Consider the following 19864-nt stretch of genomic DNA (forward strand, 5'->3'; position numbering starts at 1 on the left):
GGTTGTTACCAGCTCGGTTAACAACCTTTTTAATATATAACTAAAAATTTTTACATAAAAGGAGTGGTTACATGTATCGCAATCGAAAGAACGATGTAGCAGAAGTACCACCAGAACAAACCCCTGTTTGGGAATGTGAATCAGAGGATTGTTTAGGATGGATGAGAAAGAACTTTTCATTTGAAGAAGAGCCTAAATGCCCTTTATGTAAAAGTAGTATGAAAAGCGGAGAACGTTTATTACCTAAAATAGGTTGATTTTTACAAGCCCCTCTTATTTTAAATAAGAGGGGCTTTTTTATTAATAATGAATATCCTCTACATCTGTTCGTACAATAGAATACATTAATGCATCGTGTTGTTTATTTCCTTGATGAATGTATCCACGTAACAGCCCTTCTTGTTGAAAACCTAATTTAGATAACATATTACACGAAGTTATATTTTCAGGATATGTAATAGCTCCAATTCTAAATAAGCCTAAATCTCGAAATCCATAAGTAATAATCTCCCTGGCTGCTTCAGAAGCATAACCATTCCCCCAATAACGAGGATGCAAATCATATCCAATCTCTGAGCGTTTACTCCAAAGTTGTAAATTATTTAATCCAATTGTTCCTACTAATTTATTTGTGTCTTTTAATACAATCCCCCAACGCATTGCCTTTTTCTCAAAGTAATTTTTTGAAAAAGATTCAATCATACGTGAAGCTTGTCCAAACTCAGTAAAAGAATTCATACCGTAATAACACGTTACCTCATCTAATGAGAATATTTCATATATTTTTTGACAATAAGATTGTTCTATTTCAACTAAGCGCAAGCGTTCTGTTTCTAACATAGGAAATACCATAGGATCACTCCTTTCTCTCTACTCATTTATTATAGCAGAAAAAGTATTTATAATTAGGAAAGTCCTTAATGTCCCACAAATCAAATATTTCTAGCGATGTTTATCCTATTAATAATATATAACTTCGTTGTATTTATTAATTCCCCTCTAAAAACCACCCCTAATTTATACCCTCTCATGTTAAAATATAGAAAAACAGTAAATATTTCTTACGGAGGTGCTTAAACTTTATGTATATTTTCATTGGCTTATCCCTCTTGCTCATTTTACTCATTTTTTTATTCGCAAAAAAATTCACACCAAACTCATTTATGATGACAAGTTTTAAAGGAAATAGCTTTAAGACATTTTCAGTTGGTATATTAATCGCTGCCACACTCTCTCTTTCATACGGAATGTATCACGCAGCAACATATCAACCTAGATATTTAGATATTAAATTGCAAAATCAAAATTTCACTGTTTTTGGTAATGTTGGTGAGTTTGGTTATTTCTCAGAAGAATTACTAAAAAAAGATGCAGAAGTTGAACTGTATTTTGTCTCTTGGGAAACAATACAATTAAATAATCCAGAAATAATAGTAGACTACCCTTCAGGTAAACAGGAAACATGGAAGCCTAATATAACATTAATTCCTACAAATAAATTAAAAGAAAAACATAGTATTAAAGAACTTTATCGGCTCTCACCGTATTCATTTGAAGAATCTGGAAAAATAACATTAACTATTAAAGAGAATAAAGCCAATCATAAAAAGATTGCAATTAATGTTAAATAATTACAAATAAAATGTCCCTCCATTATGTTGGAGGGACATTTTATTTACATATGTATTCAATATTATTATTTTGACTGTTCATTCAATGTCGTAATTATTTCATTGGCAGTATTCTTTCCGTTTCCAATACAAGCACCAATTCCTACACCGTAATATGAAGCACCAGCTAAGTATACATTAGGATAAAGCACGGCCAATTTTTCTTGTAATGATTGAACAGCTTGATTATGTTCTAAATGATATTTCGGCATTAAATCTTTCCAATTTGTAACTTCAATTACTTCCGGTTCACCTTTAATTCCGAGGCTCTTTTCAATATCATATAAAGCAACTCGTACTAATTCTTCTTCACTATAACTTTTGATCGTTTCATATACTGGATTAGTGCTCTTATAAAACATTCTTACTAATAGCTTTTGTTTACCAGATGTATGTTTCCACTTCCTGCTTGTCCATGTGCAAGCATCACAATGTAAATCACTGTTTTCCGTTACGATAAAACCTGTGCCGTCAGCCGGTAGTTGTTCATCTAGTATGTCAAAACCTAAGTAAATACTTAAAAGCGATGAATTTTTAAATTTATTAAAATGCTCATTTAACTCATTAGACTGTAATAACGTTTGTGCGATATCATGTGGAGCTGCTAAAACGACATAATCAGCTTGTACTGTCTCATGATTTGCAAAAGAAACCTCATACCGATCCCCTTTTTTACTTATCACTGTTGTTACAGCACCTTTATAAATGACAGTCTCCGTCAGCACTTCTTCTAAGCGATTAATAATCGTAGATAGTCCACTTTTAAATGATACAAACTTTTTATTTCCTGCTGACTGAAATTGTTTTTTATTCTCTTCAAAACCTTTAATAATACTTCCGTATTTATTTTTATACTCAAGTAAATATGGTAACGTAGATGCCATTGTAAGCTCATTCAATTTACCAGAATATACACCTGAAAGCACAGGTGCAATTTGTCTTTCCACTAATTCTTTCCCTAAAAAGCTTTCTAAAAATACAGCAAGTGATGTATCCTTTGTAAACTCCTTATTTTTCGTAATAAAATCTTTTAAAGCAACGATTTTCCCTTTTTTTGAGACTAGCGTACTGCTAAATAATGATTCAACACTCATAGGAATCCCAAATATAGTGTCAGCAGGAATTGGATGTAATATGTTATCAGAGTATATGTAAGAAATACCTGTTTCGTTATATACCATTTCATTTTCTAAATTTAAATCTTTTACAAGCGGCAAAACATGTTCATTACGAGCTACAATAGAATCTGCTCCAGATTCCATAATAAAATCATTTTCTTCCACACTGTGGATTTTACCACCTAAATACTCTTCTTTCTCAATAAGGATTAAATTTAAATCTATATTATAATCCTTCTTTAATTTTTCTAAATAAAACATAGTAGAAAGTCCAGTAATACCTCCACCGATGACAACGACTGTTTTCATATTTGCTGCGCCCCTAACCGATACAATTAATAATTCCTTTATTATTATAACCAAAAATTATCATAGTCGACTAGCAGCTTGCGCATTCTGTAAGAAATTAGACAATATATATGAATAAAAAAGAACTATAACATATTCAACTCACGTCATAGTTCTTTCTATTTTAAAAACATAAACCAGTTTATTAATTTGTCAATTTCTTGGCTGAGTGCTATTACTTTTTCATGTTGAAGTCCATAATTTGAGACTAGATTCAATAATTCTTCTTTTTTCAATTCAATTATTTTTTCTAACTTCACTAATTCCATGTCGTCTTTATTCGCTCCAATTTCAAAATATATGTATTTTAGTATAGCCTACTTACATAATAAGTAAAAGTCTCATACTAATGTAAAATCTTACATATTTGAAAAAACAATATACTACTAACAAAAAAAGAGACTTAAACTAAGCCTATTATTACAGGTCATTATAATTTTCTACCATTTTTTATAAATATGTTAGTTTATGAATGTGTACCATTTACTATTAATTTAAAGTTAGACACTTTTACTCATTAATAATACAACAGAATTTCTCAAATGTTTTATCTTTATATTCTGGAACCCTTGTTAAGTGATCAAAATAACTATATGAAAATTTAAATATGTGTCCAAAATCCCAATTAAATTCGCTGTAGTCTTTAAGCCAGAATGCATTATCTAGCGGAAGTGTATCAACTTGTTTTGCTTTTGTAAGAGGTAAACGATCTACAGGAGAATTCAATATTATTTGGGCATTCGGCATTAAATTGCGACTTTTTCTAAGTACATAAACTAGCTTTAATAGTGGTTTTATTCCTCGTTGAAATAATTCTATATGCCCTAAGTCATATAATATATTAATCGCATGTGAGAAGGTAAGCATATGACCAATTAAATCGTGATGTGATTCTGCCTTATATATAACATTAAATTCAGATAATTCATTTAAAATAAATTCAGATAATTGCTTTGGGTTTTTAATTTCGCTTTGAATCTCCTCATTATTTATAATTAGTTGCTTTACTTCTTTAGTTGTAAAACCAATCCAAGATCTACCGGGAATTGTTTTTTGAAACGATAATATAAGGTTTGCTATATTATTAATATCTTGCTCACTCCCCCAATGACTTAACTCCTTAATGGCTAGTAAACTTAAAGAAGCGTAAATTACATTATGACCAACCCAATGGAGTTCATCAATCGTTTGTTCCAAAGATTTAATTATCGTTTCTTCAGCACTTTGATAATCGACACCTTGTTTATTATCAATTGTTTCGCCTAACCTTTGCTTATGGAGCATCATTTTCGCTTGAGAATAAATGTTACAGGCAGTTTTTTCATCAATGTTATTGTTTTTCGTAAAAAAATAACTAGCAATGGCAGCTGCTCCGAAATGTGCATGCCAAATATCATTTGTTTCTTTTTTACATTGAGATATAATTGAAAGCCCATCTTTTAATACACTTATATTTTCCATCTCTCTTATCCCCTCTAAACCCTAATAAAAATGGTTTTTTAGCATCTACAAAGTCGGCAAAAAGCCAGGTGAAAACTCTTGAAAAGTTTCCTCCTTTACAGTTATAAATTAAAATTGCCCCTGTCGCTCAACAAGAATTAAATTTGCTTCTAATAATATTTTGAGATGATACTTATTCATCCCTAATGCAGTCTCAATCTTCCACAATTGTGTTTGTTTTGATCATGAAATAAATAACGAACAATCTCTCGTTTTACTCCTGCCAAAGCCTTAAAAATTTTCACTCTTTGTTTATCTGAATTATTTGGTTTGATAGTCATGGAACTATCTTATTTTTTTGTCAAATCTCTCATCTTCTTAAACATACAAAGTGAAAATCAAATGTGTATGTATTTATAGATAGTTGTTTTATTATACACGCGAATCTTTATGTAGTTGATACTTTCTATTATGTTACCACTTAGTATGTATCCTTAAGCTACTTCCTTAGCTTAACGAAGGTGTTAATACAAATAAGATGTGATTCATTTCATCACTCTTATTCAAAAATCTATGTTTCACGTTCGGTGGAATACGCACAACATCTCCTTCTTCTAAAAAATATTCATTCCCTTCCAATTCCACATACACTTCCCCTTTCATTACAACTGCAATTTCTTCCTTATCTTCGTGGGAATAGTGACTTTCTGTTGTATTTGCATATCCATTTAAATCCATCATTAACATTTCAATGCGAGCTTTCATAAAATCTGGTGTTAACACATCATAAACAATATGATCATTATTTTCTCGATATACTTTTTTTCGATCTTTCTTCTTAGAAATAAGTGAGTCTGTATCAATATCATTAATAAAAAGAGTAAACAGCGGTACATTTAATGCTTTCGCTATTAATTCCAATACATTTAAAGAAGGATTGGCATGTCCTCTTTCAATTTGACTAATAAGTGAAGTACTGATTCCTGCATAATCAGCAAATTCACGAATTGTCATATTATTTTTCTTACGATAACTTAAAACAGTTTGACCTAGCCGATAATGAATCATTGTTACAACTTCCTTTCGTCCATCATAATACATCTTTTGTCCCTTTTGTGCTGACATACTAAACAGTGGCAATTAATCCTTCCTTATTTCATCTTAGGCTTATATACTAACTTTTGTACATTATATTATATACAGTTCATTATAATAAACAAACAATCGGAGGGACAAACTTTGAAATCACCTATTCTTTCATATTTCATCTTATTTTTCGGCGTGTTCGCCTTATCTACTTCAGCAATCTTCGTAAAAATAGCAGATGCTCCTGCAGCAATCACTGCTTTTTATCGATTATTGTTTGCTACGGTAATTCTTTTACCGTTTCTAATATTTAATACAAACAATCGCAGCGAAATTCGCTCATTATCAAAAAAGCAATGGAGATTTGGACTCTTATCTGGATTATTTCTAGCAACTCATTATGTCCTATGGTTTGAATCATTACAGTATACTTCTGTAGCAAGTTCTACAGTTATCGTGACGTTACAACCTTTATTTTCAATGGTCGGTGGTTATTTTTTATTTAAGGAACGGTTTACGAAAGGTGCGATTGTAGGCTGCCTTATTGCCATTTCAGGAAGTATCGTAATTGGGTGGCAAGATTTTCAAATTAGTGGCGATGCTTTATATGGTGATATTTTAGCTTTTATTGCTGCTGGCGTCATAACAGCTTACTTTTTCATTAGTCAACATGTTCGTAAAGACCTATCCCTAATACCGTATTCGGTAATTAGTTATGGCAGCAGTTCACTCTTTCTCGGTTTATTTGCTTACACACAGCAGTCATCTTTCTTCAATTACTCTGCACAAACATGGTGGTCCTTTATAGGTCTAGCATTCATTGCAACGATTTTAGGGCAAACAATTTTCAATTGGTTATTAAAATGGATGAGCGCTACTGTTATCTCGATTAGCATTTTAGGAGAAACAATTGGAACTTGTATGCTAGCCTATTTCATTTTAGATGAAACAATTTCTTTACAGCAAGGACTAGGAATTCTACTTATTTTCATTGGATTAGCAATATTTTTATTACAACCGAAACAATTGAATCACAATTTATAAAGTGAAACTTTAATCAGTGGGGATTTTATTCATCCCCCGCTGATTATTAGCCTTCACCAATCGGGCGTTTACGGACAGTTTTTCTCCCTCATAACTTCTTTGATCCAGCCAAATTTTGAGATGGGAGTTTTACTGCCCACAAATAGCGGGATAAACAAGAAAAGCATGGCATTAGTTTGCCATGCTTTCCTTGTTTATTTATTATTGCGGAGATTGTTCCACCTGCTTTTGCTTTAGCCTTTGCTCCAATACATGAATCATAAAGAGGAAATGCTCTGCCTCTCTTGTAACATGATCAGCAAGCAATGGATTTATGACATTTCGAATTTGGCATGTTTGAATTAACTCTAATCCTGCTTTTTTGAAATTCCTTAACTCAACAGTAGCATTTTCACTATCTTTATTCATTTTTCCTATAATCGGATATGTCGGTTCTTTTTGATATAACATCGATTCAACATCTCTAGCTTGATTAAGAAGAATTTCAAAATCATCTCCAAATTTCAACGCTGTATGAACAAGATTTCTCTCCGATTGATCCAGTAATGAAGCAATAAAACGTGAGTGTTCCATCATAATTCGTAACCAGAAAACATTCTCGCTAATAATCGCATCTTGAATAGGATCCATCTTGCCTTCATTAAACTTTTGAAGTGTCCGCATAAAATATTCCGCTTCTCGTGCAACATGATCCACTAAAAGTGGAAAATTAAACCCTTTCACTTTACAATTGATGATTAAAATTAGTAAGTTTCTTTTATAATTACGAAAAGCATACACTAACTGAATGCTCTCTTCATTTAATTGCCTTACCGCTTGAACAGTTTGTGGAATAGTAAATGCTTTTTGCAGCTGCCTATCAAACTGATTATAAAACTGTTCTACTTGCTGAATTAAATTTTTATCGTTACGATTAAACCCCTCACCAAGAAACAAAGCATGCTCTTTCATAATACGTAACCAAAATCTATTTTCAGTTATAGATCGTTCAATAAATAATTGTTCTGTTAATGATTCAGATGGAGCTGCTTTCAATTCCGGTGGCAACAGCATAGCTCGCTGTGGGTCCATAATAAAATGTCCAGGAATAGGTTGGTCTGTCGACATTACAATCACTCCTTGTTCCTTGAATGCTCAATTATACTGTGTATGAAAATAAATAAAATTTAAATATACTTATGCAATCGTTTTTTCAAGGTTTTTGAAATTTCCACATATGCATTCCCCTTGCACATAGAAATAGATTCTATTAAGTCATATGCTTTCCGGATTGAGATGATTCCTAATGCTTCATCCTTTAAAACATCCTTTAAATAAAAATTGCTCTTTATTTTTAATAAACTAAAAAAAGTATGGCGTCCTTTTGCCATACTTTTTTCAAAACAAATCGATATTTCTGTTCAATTTACACCCCTATTTATTATGTACAATCAAACCATTTGGTCTAAAACGACTCATCATGATTTCGTTAACAAAATTCCCATGAGCCTTCAAATTCCCAACCTTTACACCCTCTTCGATAAATCCAAATTTTTCATATAATACTTTGGCTCTAGGATTCGTTTCTAATACACCAAGTTCCACTCGTTCTAACATTAGCCAATTATCAGCTAAATCAAGCATTTTTGTAAGAAGTGCTTTTCCAATTCCTTTATTGTGATACTCACTATCTACTCCGATGAATAAATCACCCGAGTGAGATCTTCGCCCTGGACTTTGGGTTAAACCGACAAATCCAACAACTTCTCCATCATATTCTGCTACAAATTCAAATTGATTCTGTGCTAAATTTCGAATTCTATTCTCCATTGCATCTACACGCATACTAGGTAGGAAAACCATATATGGTAAAACATCATCTTGAATGCATATACGATGAATTGCTCTAGCATCTTGTGTTTCTACTGCTCTAACGTTAATCTCCATCTTTTTCCCCTCCATTCAAATATTCATATTCTAATATCCCATATTAAAATCCTGCCAACCCTTATTTCTTTGTGTTATTTTTATATAATTATTTCGATATAATATTCGCTTTTTGAACATCATCTCTTATATTCCCTCTCGTTCAAAATGAAAAAATCACTTAGAATATGCTAAGTGATTTTTTATTTAATTTTTTACCCTATTATACAACTCAAGCAGTTCTTCTACTGAAATACCATTTATTTTCATACCAGTAATATCACAATTTTCTATTTCAATATTTTTCAGATTACTACTACGTATTGTAGTACTTTCCAAATCACATCTATCAAAAGAAATAGGATCTTTATCCTCTCCAAGGCTTGTACCTTTAAATTGTACTCCACCTAGAGTCACCAAACTAAATTTACTTCCAGAAAGATTTAAATCTACGTATGAAGAATTTCTAAAATTTATATTTCTAAACTTTGATTGACTTCCATTACAATTACTCATAATCATATTCATTACATTGCTACTAACAAATGAACCATTTTTTAAATTTACTTGATAATACTCTGTATTTGCTAAATTACAGTTTTCATATTGACTATTTTTTATATCTTCATTTTTAACTAATGTATCTTTGGGTGAAGCAGTCTTTATTCTTTTCACGTAACAATAATATGCTATTTTACTTGTTACTAACCTTAAATCCCCCTAATAAAATAGCGTTTCCATTATAACTTTTCACCTTTTAACTGGACAAGCATATATTATTGTATGGAGGCATCCACTTATAGAAATCTACCTTTCTTGTCAAAGAGCATGCTTATATGCGTGCTCTTTTTGATTGTATATAAAGACTTCACATACATTAAAAACGTACATACAATAATCATGATCATCTCATTATTAATCATTGAGTATCATTTTCGATACACTCCTTGGTCATAGAGCGCCTTTCTCCCAGGGCGCTCTTTAATTTTCAAATTAGGATTTTGTTTAATTTTTTCATTTTCACTGGACAGCTCATTAATCCTTAATCTATTATCCCCCACCACTAATTTCCAATAGCCTGTACATAGTTACATCCAATTTGGTATACTACAGATAAGGTAGTCAGAAAGGTGATGATGTTATGTACCAACAACAAAACAATAGGGATCGTGACCAAGAAATCATGTTTTCTATGCAGGGTGTCCCAACAAACAAAGCAAACATGAGTCAATTACCTAAATGGATTAGAATATTCGGCTATAGTGCATTTACCTTTATAGCATTAAGCGGTGTATCGCTGTTGATTTTAAGCTTGATTATGGATTAAGTTAATTTATATAAAATATACTTATGTGAAGAATCAAACAGGACATGCTATGGTGACTAAATCCATGCTATGTCCCTTTTTTACATGCATCTCCTCATAGTGACATAAGCACTGTTCTTTTTATATCCCTGTTCCTGGGTCTTTTATGTATCCTCTACCTCCCCTGGGTCATACATCCCCATTCCGCCTCCTGGGTCTGGTGATTCTTTTGAGTAAAATAACATCAATACCATCCTACTGAATCAGTCGAATTTTTCAAACCTCTACCTTTGATTTAGATTTAATTACTTGTAACGGTTTAGGGAACGTCACAACAAGAACTACTTTTGCAAGAAACTATGGAAAAATAATTCAAAATGCTGAGATTAAAAAAATTAAATTTCATGATATAAGACATACACATGCAACGTTATTATTAAAACAAGGAGTGCATCCAAAAGTTGTTAGTGAACATTTGGGTCATACTGATATCTCTATGACTTTAAGGATGTACTCTCATGTCTTACCAAATATGCAAGAAGATGCAGTGAAAATATTCGCAAAGAGTATATTTTGATATATATTTGCAAAATGTTTGCAAATATATATCAAAACGCTCGAAAACGTTGATTTAAAGGGATTTATAGTACGAATGTTTTAAAATAAAGAATATTAAAACGAAATATTTATCTTCTTATTCATTCAGTTCATACACTACTTCCCTCTACACAATAAAAAGCTCTGCAGCATATTTATTAACATGTTCATGCTTCAGAGCTATTGTTACTTTCATGGTGTTTATTAAGCACCTTCCGTACCATAGTCTTCAATGGTTAGCTTAACATTATATTTAATTGGCGCCTTACTAAACACTTTATCCCAATCCTTTTCAACTTTCTTCCATACTTTTGGATACTCGATTTTCAAACTAGTATTAAAGCCAGCAACATCAGTTTTATATTCCTTTTGAATTTTTTGTAATGTATGCTTCACTAATCGCTTCACTTCTTGTTGGGCAGATTGCTCCGTCCTTTTGAGAAATGTATTTTTAAAAGCTTCCTCTGATTCAGACCAGTTTTCGGATAGCCGTCCCACAGACTGCACATTGACATCGAATGAGATTTTATCCCCTTTAACATGGGGCGTAATTTTACTTTTCATAGATTTCACTTCATACATAACTAATTTTTTCGTCTTTTTATCATAACTTTTCACTAAGCCACTTTTCCCTTTTGCAGTGATCCACATTAAGCCTTCTAATTCATTTTCATTCAAAAATCCACGAAGTTTTTTTGTACGCCCTTTAATTACAGCAGCACCTACATATTTCACTTCTCCGTTTATAGAAATCACATTTGGTAAAAGAAAACTCGCCCCGGATTTCACCTTTCCTGGTAGTTTTGCAAGTGGCATCGGCGGTAAAATTCGTGAGGATCTATATTGATTATCCTCGATTTCAATCAAGCGAAATGCAGGAATTTCTCCTGATTCCTTTGATTTTAACACATCACTAGCTAGCCCTTTACTAACCATAATAAAGCAACTAGGTCTCATCTCATTATCACGAACATAGATATCCAATAACTGCGTTAAATTATATGTTCGGGCGATACTTTCACTTACAACTATTACTTTCGTATGATGAAAAATGATAGGCCTTTGCCTTCTTAATGCAACTTCACGTATTGATTGATGAAGAGAATCTCCTGTTTCTGCAACATTCATATAAGCCTTTTGTTGTGATACCCCACCTTTTCCTCCGTCTGATGATGATTGTGCTTTAACGAATTGATAAGTGGTTGTTATTAAATTCCTCTTTTTATATCCGCCGCCCTTTTCTTCAATTTCTTTCTCAATCTTTGTTTCTTTTTCTTTATCTATTGCTAAACCTACGGCGAAACCTAACTCCTCAATTTCATGACTACTCCAGCAGCCTGTAAGTAATAAGAGAAAAACGATTGACGTTATTCTTATAATAATTTTTCTACCTTTAACATTTTGGTTCATGCCTTTTTTTCCTCCCCTTCGAAATCATAAGGAGAAGAAACGGGAGAATACCAAATAATATTATCGCTGCGTTACTGATCAAATTTCCAAATTCAAATAACTCATTTATGTTTTTTGGAACTTTAGCAACGATATATATGACTGGGAGTAATCCATACAAGAAGGAATGAATATTTTTATTAAAGAGCTGCGCTAACCCTAAAGCAGCTGCATAATAACAAATTGTATATGTTGCAAAGATTTGCATAATCCATATCACTAGTAACAAAGATTCAAACCGTTCAAAAATTAAGCCTTGAATTTCAAAACTTCTCATAAGGTCAATTGTAGGCCATGTTCTCATCAATACCCCATCAATAGAAAATGCACCAATAACCATTACAACTGTAATGACATAAAAAAGTAAAGGAATCATAGTGCTAATTATTACAACCCTTACACCTTGAGATGGCTTCTTCATAAATGCTAATAGTAACAACATAATTTCCGCTCCCGAATATGCCATAGTTGTTGTTTTTAGGCCTTTTAGTGCAGGAACAATCCCTAACCCTAATACCGGACGAAGATTATCGAGTTCAAATATTCCTACACTCATAAAAGATGTCACTAAAAAAATGAAAACTGTAATTGGAAAAATAATTTCAAATAAACGCGCTATCGCATTTATTCCACCTAAATTTAAATAAAGACTTATCCACATAAATGGCATAATAATAGCCCAGTCAGGCGTACCTTCTAGTAGAAAGAAACTTGTTATACCTTCCAACGTTCTTAGTTCAAATGAAGCGAGTGTAAAAAAGTAACCGATAATCAATAAACTAATTAACACTCCAAGCCATTTCCCTACAAGTTCTTGGCTATATTGATAAAATGTTTTTTCAGGAAATTGTTGACTTAACTTCACGATAATTACACCCGCAACCATCGCAATTAATCCACCTAAAATAACAGTTATCCAAACATCAGGTGTATTCACTTTCTCAGCCGCGGTTCTAGGTAAAGTGAGAATTCCGATAGCAAGTATATAATTGATAAGTATAACTACTGCTTGTGAAGTAGGAATTTTATCCTTTGAGTTCGTAATCATTCCTCTTCACTTCCTTTCCGTACATAGTCTTTTAATTTCAACATTTTCGGACGCCGCTTCATCATCTGAATTGGCATACGAAACATAAAATCCTTCCAATCGCTAAATTGATATAAGACAGCTGGACTAGCATAAGGCACACCAAAACTCTTAAGCCTTGCGACATGACTACATATAAAGAGGAAAAACAGAATAACTCCATATAATCCAAATATTGCAGCAAAAAACATAGCTACAAAGCGAAGAATACGTAATGGAATTGCTGTACTATAATGAGAAAGTGCAAAAGAAGAAATAGCCGTGGTTGCCACAACAATTACCATTATTGGACTCACAATTCCAGCTGATACAGCAGCTTGCCCAATGATTAATCCCCCTACAATTCCCATTGCTGAACCAATCGGCTTAGGGAGTCGTAACCCTGCTTCTCGTAAAATTTCAATAGCAATTTCCATAAATAACCCTTCTATAATTGCAGGAAACGGAACGCCTTCCCGCCCTCCTATAATTGAAATTGCTAACTTAGTCGGAATCAACCCTGGATGAAATGAAATATACAGGGCCGGGGCAAACAAGGAAATAGCAGCTGTGCCAAAGCGCAATAAGCGAATAAGCGTACCTGGTATCCAACGTTCATAATAATCTTCTGGTGATTGCATCATCATGCTAAATGTAACTGGAACAATTAATGCAAAAGGTGTTCCATCCAATAAAATTGCAACCCTTCCTTCCATTAATGCAGCAATAACTTTATCCGGACGTTCCGTACTCTGTACTTGCGGAAAAGGACTAAGATAATTATCTTCAATAAGTTGTTCTACATAACCTGACTCTGGCACATTATCAATATTAATTTTCTTAATTCTCTTCTTAACTTCTTCTACTAATTCCGGATCAGCAATCTCTTTCATAAAGGCAACAACCAATTCTTTTTTTGCTCGTTCTCCCACATGAAACTTTATTAAAGATAATCCTTCGTTTTCACCATGTAACCGTAACAAAGCAGTATTATCCGACAAAACTTCTGTGAATCCTACCCGTGGACCTCTGACCGATCCCTCTGATACTGGCTCTTCAACATTACGCGTTTTTCCTTTCTTTGTATTAAGTATGAATACATCTGACAATCCATCAATTAATAATGCTGTTGAACCAATTAACACTTTGGACATCATTTTTTGGACAGATTGCACCTCTTCCAATCCACTAATAGGAAGAACTCGGTTTTTAATAAACTCTTTTGAAACTCTTTCTTCCTTATAAGATGATTCATCTTTATACTCATCAAAAAAATTACACATTAATGATTTCATAATGTGCATATCAATAAGATCTTTATCTGACAGCCCTTCTAAAAAAACAAGAACTGGGCGGATGCTAGTCCCACCGATGTTAAACTCTCTACAATAAACGTCCGAATTATCAAGAGCCTCTTTTTTTATAACCTCTAAATCTAAATTGAAATCACCTGTAAAATAGGCTTCAGGAACTTTAGTAGGCTCATCTTCATATGTATTACTTTGATCTTTGCTTTGATTAACCATTGAATCTTGAGCTTTCACCTTCATCACTCTTTCTCCAAAAAACCTTCTTATACCACTCTTCTTTACATATCAATATTGGTTTCACTTGAATGTAGTTCGTTATATTATTCCTTTTCTAATGTGCGAATCCAACTAAAAAATCTTGAAATTATATATGGAATGAATAGTACGATAAAGGCTTGTATAAAAACTTTCCACTCAGGTACATACAAAACAATCATGTCCCACATTTTAATCATCCTATAATAATACATATTCTTAGAAATTCCTCACTTATTTGGAATTTCTTATAAATTATTATGTCTGAGAAGAAAAATTTTAATGCACTTAAAACTTCATTTTATATTTCATCTATATTTTTCATTGCATATTCAAAATGGAATTCGTTTATCTGTCCAATAAATAATAAAAAAGGTTGCCTTAAAATCAGTTTTACTGATTTCATCGGCAACCTTCTTTTTATAAATTATCTTCTTTTTGTAATTGCTTTTCTTCTTTCCAAAGCTTTCCTGGCCAAAAAGCGAAGCGTCCTAAAACGACTGTAATCGCAGGCACAAGAAGCGGTCTTACAATAAATGTATCTAGCAATACACCGATTGCTGTCACAATACCGAATTGAACAAGAACTTGAATTGGCAATGTACCTAATACTGCAAATGTTCCTGCTAAAATTAAACCTGCGGATGTAATTACACTACCTGTTTGTATAACACCATTTTTTACTGCATCCAAGTGATTTTGTTTCTTTCTGTTTTTCCATATTTCTGAAACCATAAAGATATTATAATCTTCACCTAAAGCAACTAAAAATACGAATGCATATAACGGGATTGCCCCTTGTATCGCCGGAGTTCCCATTCCGAAATGAAGTAATATCCACCCCGCTCCTAATGCAGAGAAGAATGATAAAACGACAGTTACAATTAAGTAAATCATCGCAACGATAGAACGTAAGTAAACGAGTAAAAGTAAAGCTATGATACCAATCATAACAGGAATGATAACCGATTCATCACGTTCAGTAATTTGTTTTGTATCATATAATGAAGCTGTTTCTCCTCCAATCCACAATTGATTTTCAGCATTACTAATCCCAGCATCTTTCAATACTTTTTCTACACTACTTTCCAATTTAGGGATTTGATCTAATGCTTCAATAGAGTAAGGATTTTCCGCTAAAGAAACTTCATACATTTGTATTTGATTATTTTCTTTGCCCTTCATTGGTTCTTTCACTTTTTTAATAAAAGATAATTTCTCTATTTCTTGTTTAATAGGTAAATCTTTTCCTTTTGAATCAACTACAATCTTTACTGGTGCTAATTCTCCAGCTGAAAAATGATCCGTAATTAATGTAAATCCTTCGCGTGATGGCATATCTTTCGGGAATGATTCTAATAAGTCGTACGTGTATTGAATACGCGGTACAAATGAAGCCAAGCCTCCTAATAAAAATACGGTTAGCATAATAATTGTCCACGGTTTACGTACAACAATATCCCCAAGTTTTTTACTAAAGAACCCTTTAGTATTTTTTACTTTTACTACTTTCTTTTTCTTTCTTGCAAACTCTTCATTCATTTCAGCTGTTCTCGGTATGAACGGGAAAAATGCAACTCTACCGAAAATTAATAATAATGCTGGAAGAATCGTTAAAGCAGCGATTCCCATAATGAAAACAGCCACACTAAATGGAACTGCGAATCGATGAAAAGCTCCATATTGAGCAAGTAATAACGTTCCTAACCCTAGTACTACAGTTAGTGCACTCATTATAATTGCTCCACCTGATGCTTTTATTGCAAGTTGTAATGCTTTATACTTACTTTTCTCTTCTAATAAGTACTCTCTATATCTTGAAATAAGAAATAGACAATAATCTGTTCCTGCCCCAAACAGTAAAACTGTCATAATCGATATAGCTTGCGCGTCTACTTTAATCCATCCATGATTGGCTAAAAAACCAAGTGTCGGACTAATAATACCGTACGCAAATCCAACAACAATTATAGGTAAAATTGCTAAAATTGGTGAGCGATACAATAAAATTAATAAAACTAATACGAGAAGTACAGTAGCAACTAATAATTTCACATCTGCTTGACTAAATAAACTAACCGCATCCGTTTGAATACCTACAGGTCCGGATAATCGAACATGTAAACCAGAGTCGGTAATTTTTTGTTTGAATGGATCTTCATCCACTTTACTATTCACTATTTTTCGTAACTCTTCTAAATTACTTTTTAATACATCTGTTCCTGCAGATTTATTAAAAAATATTGGTGTGACAAATGATGTACCATCTTTTGATGCACTTTTTGATAATACTTGCTCTGGAATTGTATCAAATGGTGGTAACAATGATTGTTCTTTTAAAGGGTCCGTTTTTAACTCTTTATAAACGTCCTGTATTAATTTGTAGTCTTTTGACTCTAATCCACCATCCCGATGCCATACAACTAACAACGGGTTTCCTGCATTATTAGGAAATTCTTTTTTCATAAGTGCTTCAGCTTGCTGTGACATAGCTGTTTCAGGTAAATTTTTCGGATTCGGTTCTTTCGTACTGTTTACTTGTGGTAACGTAAATGAAAGTACTAATGTAATAAGAATCCATACCGATAAAGTTATCCATTGCGTATTCTTCCCTGCTACAAGCCTCCCTAACATATGTAACGGGTGCTTTTTCATAAAACCCCACCTTCCTTTTTCCCTCCAATATTAATTATATATACTGGTCGGTTAATTAATCAAGAATGATTAAAAAATTATGTTATAATTATCTCAATAATAAATGTCAGGAGCGAATGTATTTGGATCAAAAACAACGTCCTCTCGGAAGGCCTCGTCAAAATAAAAATACAAAGTCTACAAAAGAAATCATTTTAGAAGTTGCAACTAGGTTATTTCTCACTCAAAATTATCAAGTTGTTTCAATGGATGAGGTCGCGAAAGAATGTGGAGTTACAAAAGCAACTGTCTACTATTACTATTCAACAAAAGCTGATCTATTTACCGCTACTATGATTCAAATGATGGTGCGCATAAGAGAAAATATGGATCAAATACTCTCTACGAATAAAACTTTGGAAGAAAGATTATTGAACTTTGCTACAGTATACTTACACGCAACGATGGATATTGATATGAATAATTTTATGAAAGATGCAAAACTTTCTTTATCTGAAGAGCAATTAAAGGAATTAAAAAATGCCGAGGATAACATGTATGAAGTGTTGGAAAAAGCGCTAGATAACGCAATTCTCCTTGGAGAAATTCCTAAAGGAAATCCTAAATTTGCTGCCCATGCTTTCGTCGCTTTATTATCAATCGGGAATTTTAAAGATGAGAATCACAATCCTACTCTTGCAAATATAGATGAATTAGCAAAAGAAATCGTTTCGTTTTATTGGAATGGATTAAGTCATCAAAATTAAATTGATTATATTTAATAAAGAGCACATTTGAAATTCCTTCAAACATGCTCTTTATTAATTTAAGGGTTTTATTTATATACTAGCAATTAAATTATACTTTAGCACCGATTAACAAAAAATTCTTATCTATAGCTCTTGAATTTGTGCATTTATATTCCCCTTACTTAATCCACCATGGTAACAAACTACAGAATCAATTTCTAGATTTAAATACTTCTTCAAAGAATTTTGCGCTTCTTTTATATCCAAAGTAGTTGGGGCATGAATTCCCCCTAAAATTCCGTTTACACTATACATTGAATCCCCAGCGATAAGAGTTTTACTTTGTCTCAAATATAAACTAATATGACCAGGAGTGTGCCCTGGGGTATGAATAATAAGAATACCACCGCAATATGGAAGTTCTTGGCCTTCAACCAAAGTATCATCCACTTTTCCTTTTGGTGGATTCTGTACTTGTGCATCCTTCAACAAAGGTAACTCCCCCTCGATATATGGCTTATCTAGATCGTGAGCATAGACTTTTATATTACTTCCACAGTTTTGTAATAGTTCAGGAAGACTACCTATATGATCTATATCTTGATGCGTCAAAATCACGGCTTTTAGTTTATCAAACGATACTCCAACCTTACCCATTTCTATTCGTATATCTTCAATTTGTCCAGGAAATCCAGTATCTATTAAAACTGCCATTTCATCATCCCATAAAAGAATTGGGTGAATAATATACTCTTGAAATTCAAGATGTAACATCTCTACCCCTTTAGCAATCTCCATAACATTATTCTCCTTTATAACGAAATTTTTGAAATCTAAAAATTGGCCTGATAAACAAGTAATTCTAAATTACAAAGCCCCGCTATCGTTTAATATGTTTCGTCATACCAATCGAAAATTCCTCAAATCCAATTGATTCATAGTAAGATTTTAAATCTTCAACACACATAAGTTGTGGAATAACTCGTTTTTGTTCACAGTGCCGGATTAATCGTTCCACTATTTCCTTTCCAATGCCCATGGACTGATACTCGGGCATTACACATACACCGCAAATAATGCCCGTTATTACACCATCTGATATTACTCGTCCCATCCCAATTAATTGTTGCTCTTTAAAAGCATATATCACATACCAACTTTGTTTACACATTTGCTCTAACTCGTTAACCGATAATTCAAGAGAATTCCATCCTAAAGATTCATACATAGTTAATAATTCATTGAAATCTTTAGGGGGTTCAATCGTGTAATTTAAAATAGTTTTCATGTAAATACTCCTTATCATCCTTTTTGTTTTTATTCCATAAAATTTTTGACCGTTGTTAAACTGACTAGAACAATACTTCAATAAAAAAAAATGAAACTCCTTCTCTTTAAAAACATAAGGAACTTAATAAGATTGGTACCATATATATTTCTCTATTTAATATTTGTTTAATATATCAACTAATGGTGAGTATAAAATATATACATTTCAACCATCACCAAATACTGAATCTAAATTACAATTATAAGAAAAAAAAGGTATCTCATCTTTGTGAGATACCTTCTTTTATATCAATCCATCATTATATTATCAACCAAAAATCATACAGCTACATACGATAAGAACAAACAAAACTAATAAACTATTTGAGAAATAACCCATAGAATACTACCCCTTTATTTCATTATGTAAAAGATTTTACCATAAAATTATTAATAGTATAATGACTGAAAAAGACATTGGCTTCATTAGTTTTTTATGTATAAAGTAATATTTTATAATCTTTCTACTCACCGCTCATAAAAAACTTTAACTTTTCCTCTACTGCATCTCTCACGATTTAAATAACATTGATATTAGTAAATAAACAATTACTAATA

At 32.4% G+C, this 19864-nt stretch carries 18 protein-coding genes and 2 pseudogenes; 6 read left to right on the top strand and 14 right to left on the bottom strand.

Annotated elements, in window-relative coordinates; all coding sequences use genetic code 11:
• The first annotated feature begins 71 nt into the window (after positions 1-71).
• On the top strand, positions 72-257 hold the full coding sequence (locus B5P42_RS14125; protein ID WP_000286202.1) for a cold-shock protein: 186 nt from the start codon (positions 72-74) through the stop codon (positions 255-257).
• A 43-nt stretch (positions 258-300) separates the two neighbouring features.
• Here the strand turns inward: B5P42_RS14125 and B5P42_RS14130 are convergent, their stop codons facing one another.
• Positions 301-852, bottom strand: a complete 552-nt coding sequence (locus B5P42_RS14130; RefSeq protein WP_113734468.1) for a GNAT family N-acetyltransferase — start codon at positions 850-852, stop codon at positions 301-303.
• A gap of 230 nt (positions 853-1082) precedes the next feature.
• Here B5P42_RS14130 and B5P42_RS14135 point away from each other — a divergent pair, with 230 nt between their 5' ends.
• Positions 1083-1631 carry a hypothetical protein gene (locus tag B5P42_RS14135; protein WP_016092619.1) on the top strand — a complete coding sequence of 183 codons (549 nt, stop codon included), beginning with the start codon at positions 1083-1085 and terminating at the stop codon, positions 1629-1631.
• 65 nt (positions 1632-1696) lie between these two features.
• Here B5P42_RS14135 and B5P42_RS14140 read toward each other — a convergent pair whose 3' ends face one another.
• The 4 genes from B5P42_RS14140 to B5P42_RS14160 all read right to left on the bottom strand — a co-directional run bounded on the left by B5P42_RS14140 (position 1697) and on the right by B5P42_RS14160 (position 5701).
• Complete coding sequence (locus tag B5P42_RS14140) at positions 1697-3097, bottom strand: protoporphyrinogen oxidase (RefSeq protein ID WP_113734469.1); 1401 nt, start codon at positions 3095-3097, stop codon at positions 1697-1699.
• A gap of 158 nt (positions 3098-3255) precedes the next feature.
• Positions 3256-3405: an aspartyl-phosphate phosphatase Spo0E family protein gene (locus tag B5P42_RS14145; RefSeq protein ID WP_002012842.1), complete on the bottom strand. Its 150-nt coding sequence runs from the start codon at positions 3403-3405 to the stop codon at positions 3256-3258.
• A gap of 241 nt (positions 3406-3646) precedes the next feature.
• Positions 3647-4597, bottom strand: a complete 951-nt coding sequence (locus B5P42_RS14150; RefSeq protein ID WP_113734470.1) for a hypothetical protein — start codon at positions 4595-4597, stop codon at positions 3647-3649.
• A gap of 486 nt (positions 4598-5083) precedes the next feature.
• On the bottom strand, positions 5084-5701 hold the full coding sequence (locus B5P42_RS14160; protein ID WP_002031957.1) for a helix-turn-helix domain-containing protein: 618 nt from the start codon (positions 5699-5701) through the stop codon (positions 5084-5086).
• Positions 5702-5815: 114 nt separating this feature from the next.
• On the opposite strand from B5P42_RS14160, the gene B5P42_RS14165 reads away from it, so the two are divergent.
• The gene (locus B5P42_RS14165; RefSeq protein ID WP_113734471.1) at positions 5816-6706 is read left to right on the top strand and encodes a DMT family transporter; all 891 of its coding nucleotides are present in this window, start codon (positions 5816-5818) and stop codon (positions 6704-6706) included.
• Positions 6707-6907: 201 nt separating this feature from the next.
• Here B5P42_RS14165 and B5P42_RS14170 read toward each other — a convergent pair whose 3' ends face one another.
• The 3 genes and pseudogenes from B5P42_RS14170 to B5P42_RS14185 all read right to left on the bottom strand — a co-directional run.
• Positions 6908-7813 (bottom strand): DUF2935 domain-containing protein, encoded by a 906-nt coding sequence (locus tag B5P42_RS14170; RefSeq protein ID WP_002165842.1) that lies wholly within the window; start codon positions 7811-7813, stop codon positions 6908-6910.
• Positions 7814-8119: 306 nt separating this feature from the next.
• A complete protein-coding gene (locus tag B5P42_RS14180) occupies positions 8120-8632 on the bottom strand; it encodes a GNAT family N-acetyltransferase (protein ID WP_060751767.1) in 513 nt (170 codons plus the stop codon).
• Positions 8633-8818: 186 nt separating this feature from the next.
• Positions 8819-9295 (bottom strand): annotated as a pseudogene (locus tag B5P42_RS14185) (pentapeptide repeat-containing protein); the annotation flags it as partial.
• Between the two features lie 457 nt (positions 9296-9752).
• Here B5P42_RS14185 and B5P42_RS14190 point away from each other — a divergent pair.
• Together B5P42_RS14190 and B5P42_RS33120 are read left to right on the top strand one after the other, a co-directional pair.
• Complete coding sequence (locus tag B5P42_RS14190) at positions 9753-9938, top strand: hypothetical protein (RefSeq protein WP_060751765.1); 186 nt, start codon at positions 9753-9755, stop codon at positions 9936-9938.
• Positions 9939-10191: 253 nt separating this feature from the next.
• Positions 10192-10494, top strand: a pseudogene (locus B5P42_RS33120) (tyrosine-type recombinase/integrase); the annotation flags it as partial.
• A gap of 224 nt (positions 10495-10718) precedes the next feature.
• On the opposite strand, the gene B5P42_RS14200 reads toward B5P42_RS33120, so the two are convergent.
• The 4 genes from B5P42_RS14200 to B5P42_RS14215 form a co-directional block, all read right to left on the bottom strand.
• Positions 10719-11924 carry a Ger(x)C family spore germination protein gene (locus tag B5P42_RS14200; protein WP_113734472.1) on the bottom strand — a complete coding sequence of 402 codons (1206 nt, stop codon included), beginning with the start codon at positions 11922-11924 and terminating at the stop codon, positions 10719-10721.
• On the bottom strand, positions 11908-13011 hold the full coding sequence (locus B5P42_RS14205; RefSeq protein ID WP_113734473.1) for a spore germination protein: 1104 nt from the start codon (positions 13009-13011) through the stop codon (positions 11908-11910). Before B5P42_RS14205 ends, B5P42_RS14200 begins: the two co-directional genes overlap by 17 nt.
• Positions 13008-14579 carry a spore germination protein gene (locus B5P42_RS14210; protein ID WP_113734474.1) on the bottom strand — a complete coding sequence of 524 codons (1572 nt, stop codon included), beginning with the start codon at positions 14577-14579 and terminating at the stop codon, positions 13008-13010. Before B5P42_RS14210 ends, B5P42_RS14205 begins: the two co-directional genes overlap by 4 nt.
• A gap of 435 nt (positions 14580-15014) precedes the next feature.
• Positions 15015-17249, bottom strand: coding sequence for an MMPL family transporter (locus tag B5P42_RS14215; RefSeq protein WP_113734475.1), 2235 nt, complete (start codon positions 17247-17249; stop codon positions 15015-15017).
• 122 nt (positions 17250-17371) lie between these two features.
• On the opposite strand from B5P42_RS14215, the gene B5P42_RS14220 reads away from it, so the two are divergent.
• On the top strand, positions 17372-17995 hold the full coding sequence (locus B5P42_RS14220) for a TetR/AcrR family transcriptional regulator (protein WP_002085667.1): 624 nt from the start codon (positions 17372-17374) through the stop codon (positions 17993-17995).
• Positions 17996-18121: 126 nt separating this feature from the next.
• On the opposite strand, the gene B5P42_RS14225 is transcribed toward B5P42_RS14220, so the two are convergent.
• On the bottom strand, positions 18122-18775 hold the full coding sequence (locus B5P42_RS14225; protein ID WP_002031870.1) for an MBL fold metallo-hydrolase: 654 nt from the start codon (positions 18773-18775) through the stop codon (positions 18122-18124).
• Between the two features lie 82 nt (positions 18776-18857).
• Positions 18858-19265 carry a GNAT family N-acetyltransferase gene (locus B5P42_RS14230; protein ID WP_113734476.1) on the bottom strand — a complete coding sequence of 136 codons (408 nt, stop codon included), beginning with the start codon at positions 19263-19265 and terminating at the stop codon, positions 18858-18860.
• Positions 19266-19864: the final 599 nt, after the last annotated feature.

It is taken from the genome of Bacillus sp. SRB_331, assembly GCF_003264175.1.
Classification (GTDB): domain Bacteria; phylum Bacillota; class Bacilli; order Bacillales; family Bacillaceae_G; genus Bacillus_A; species Bacillus_A mycoides.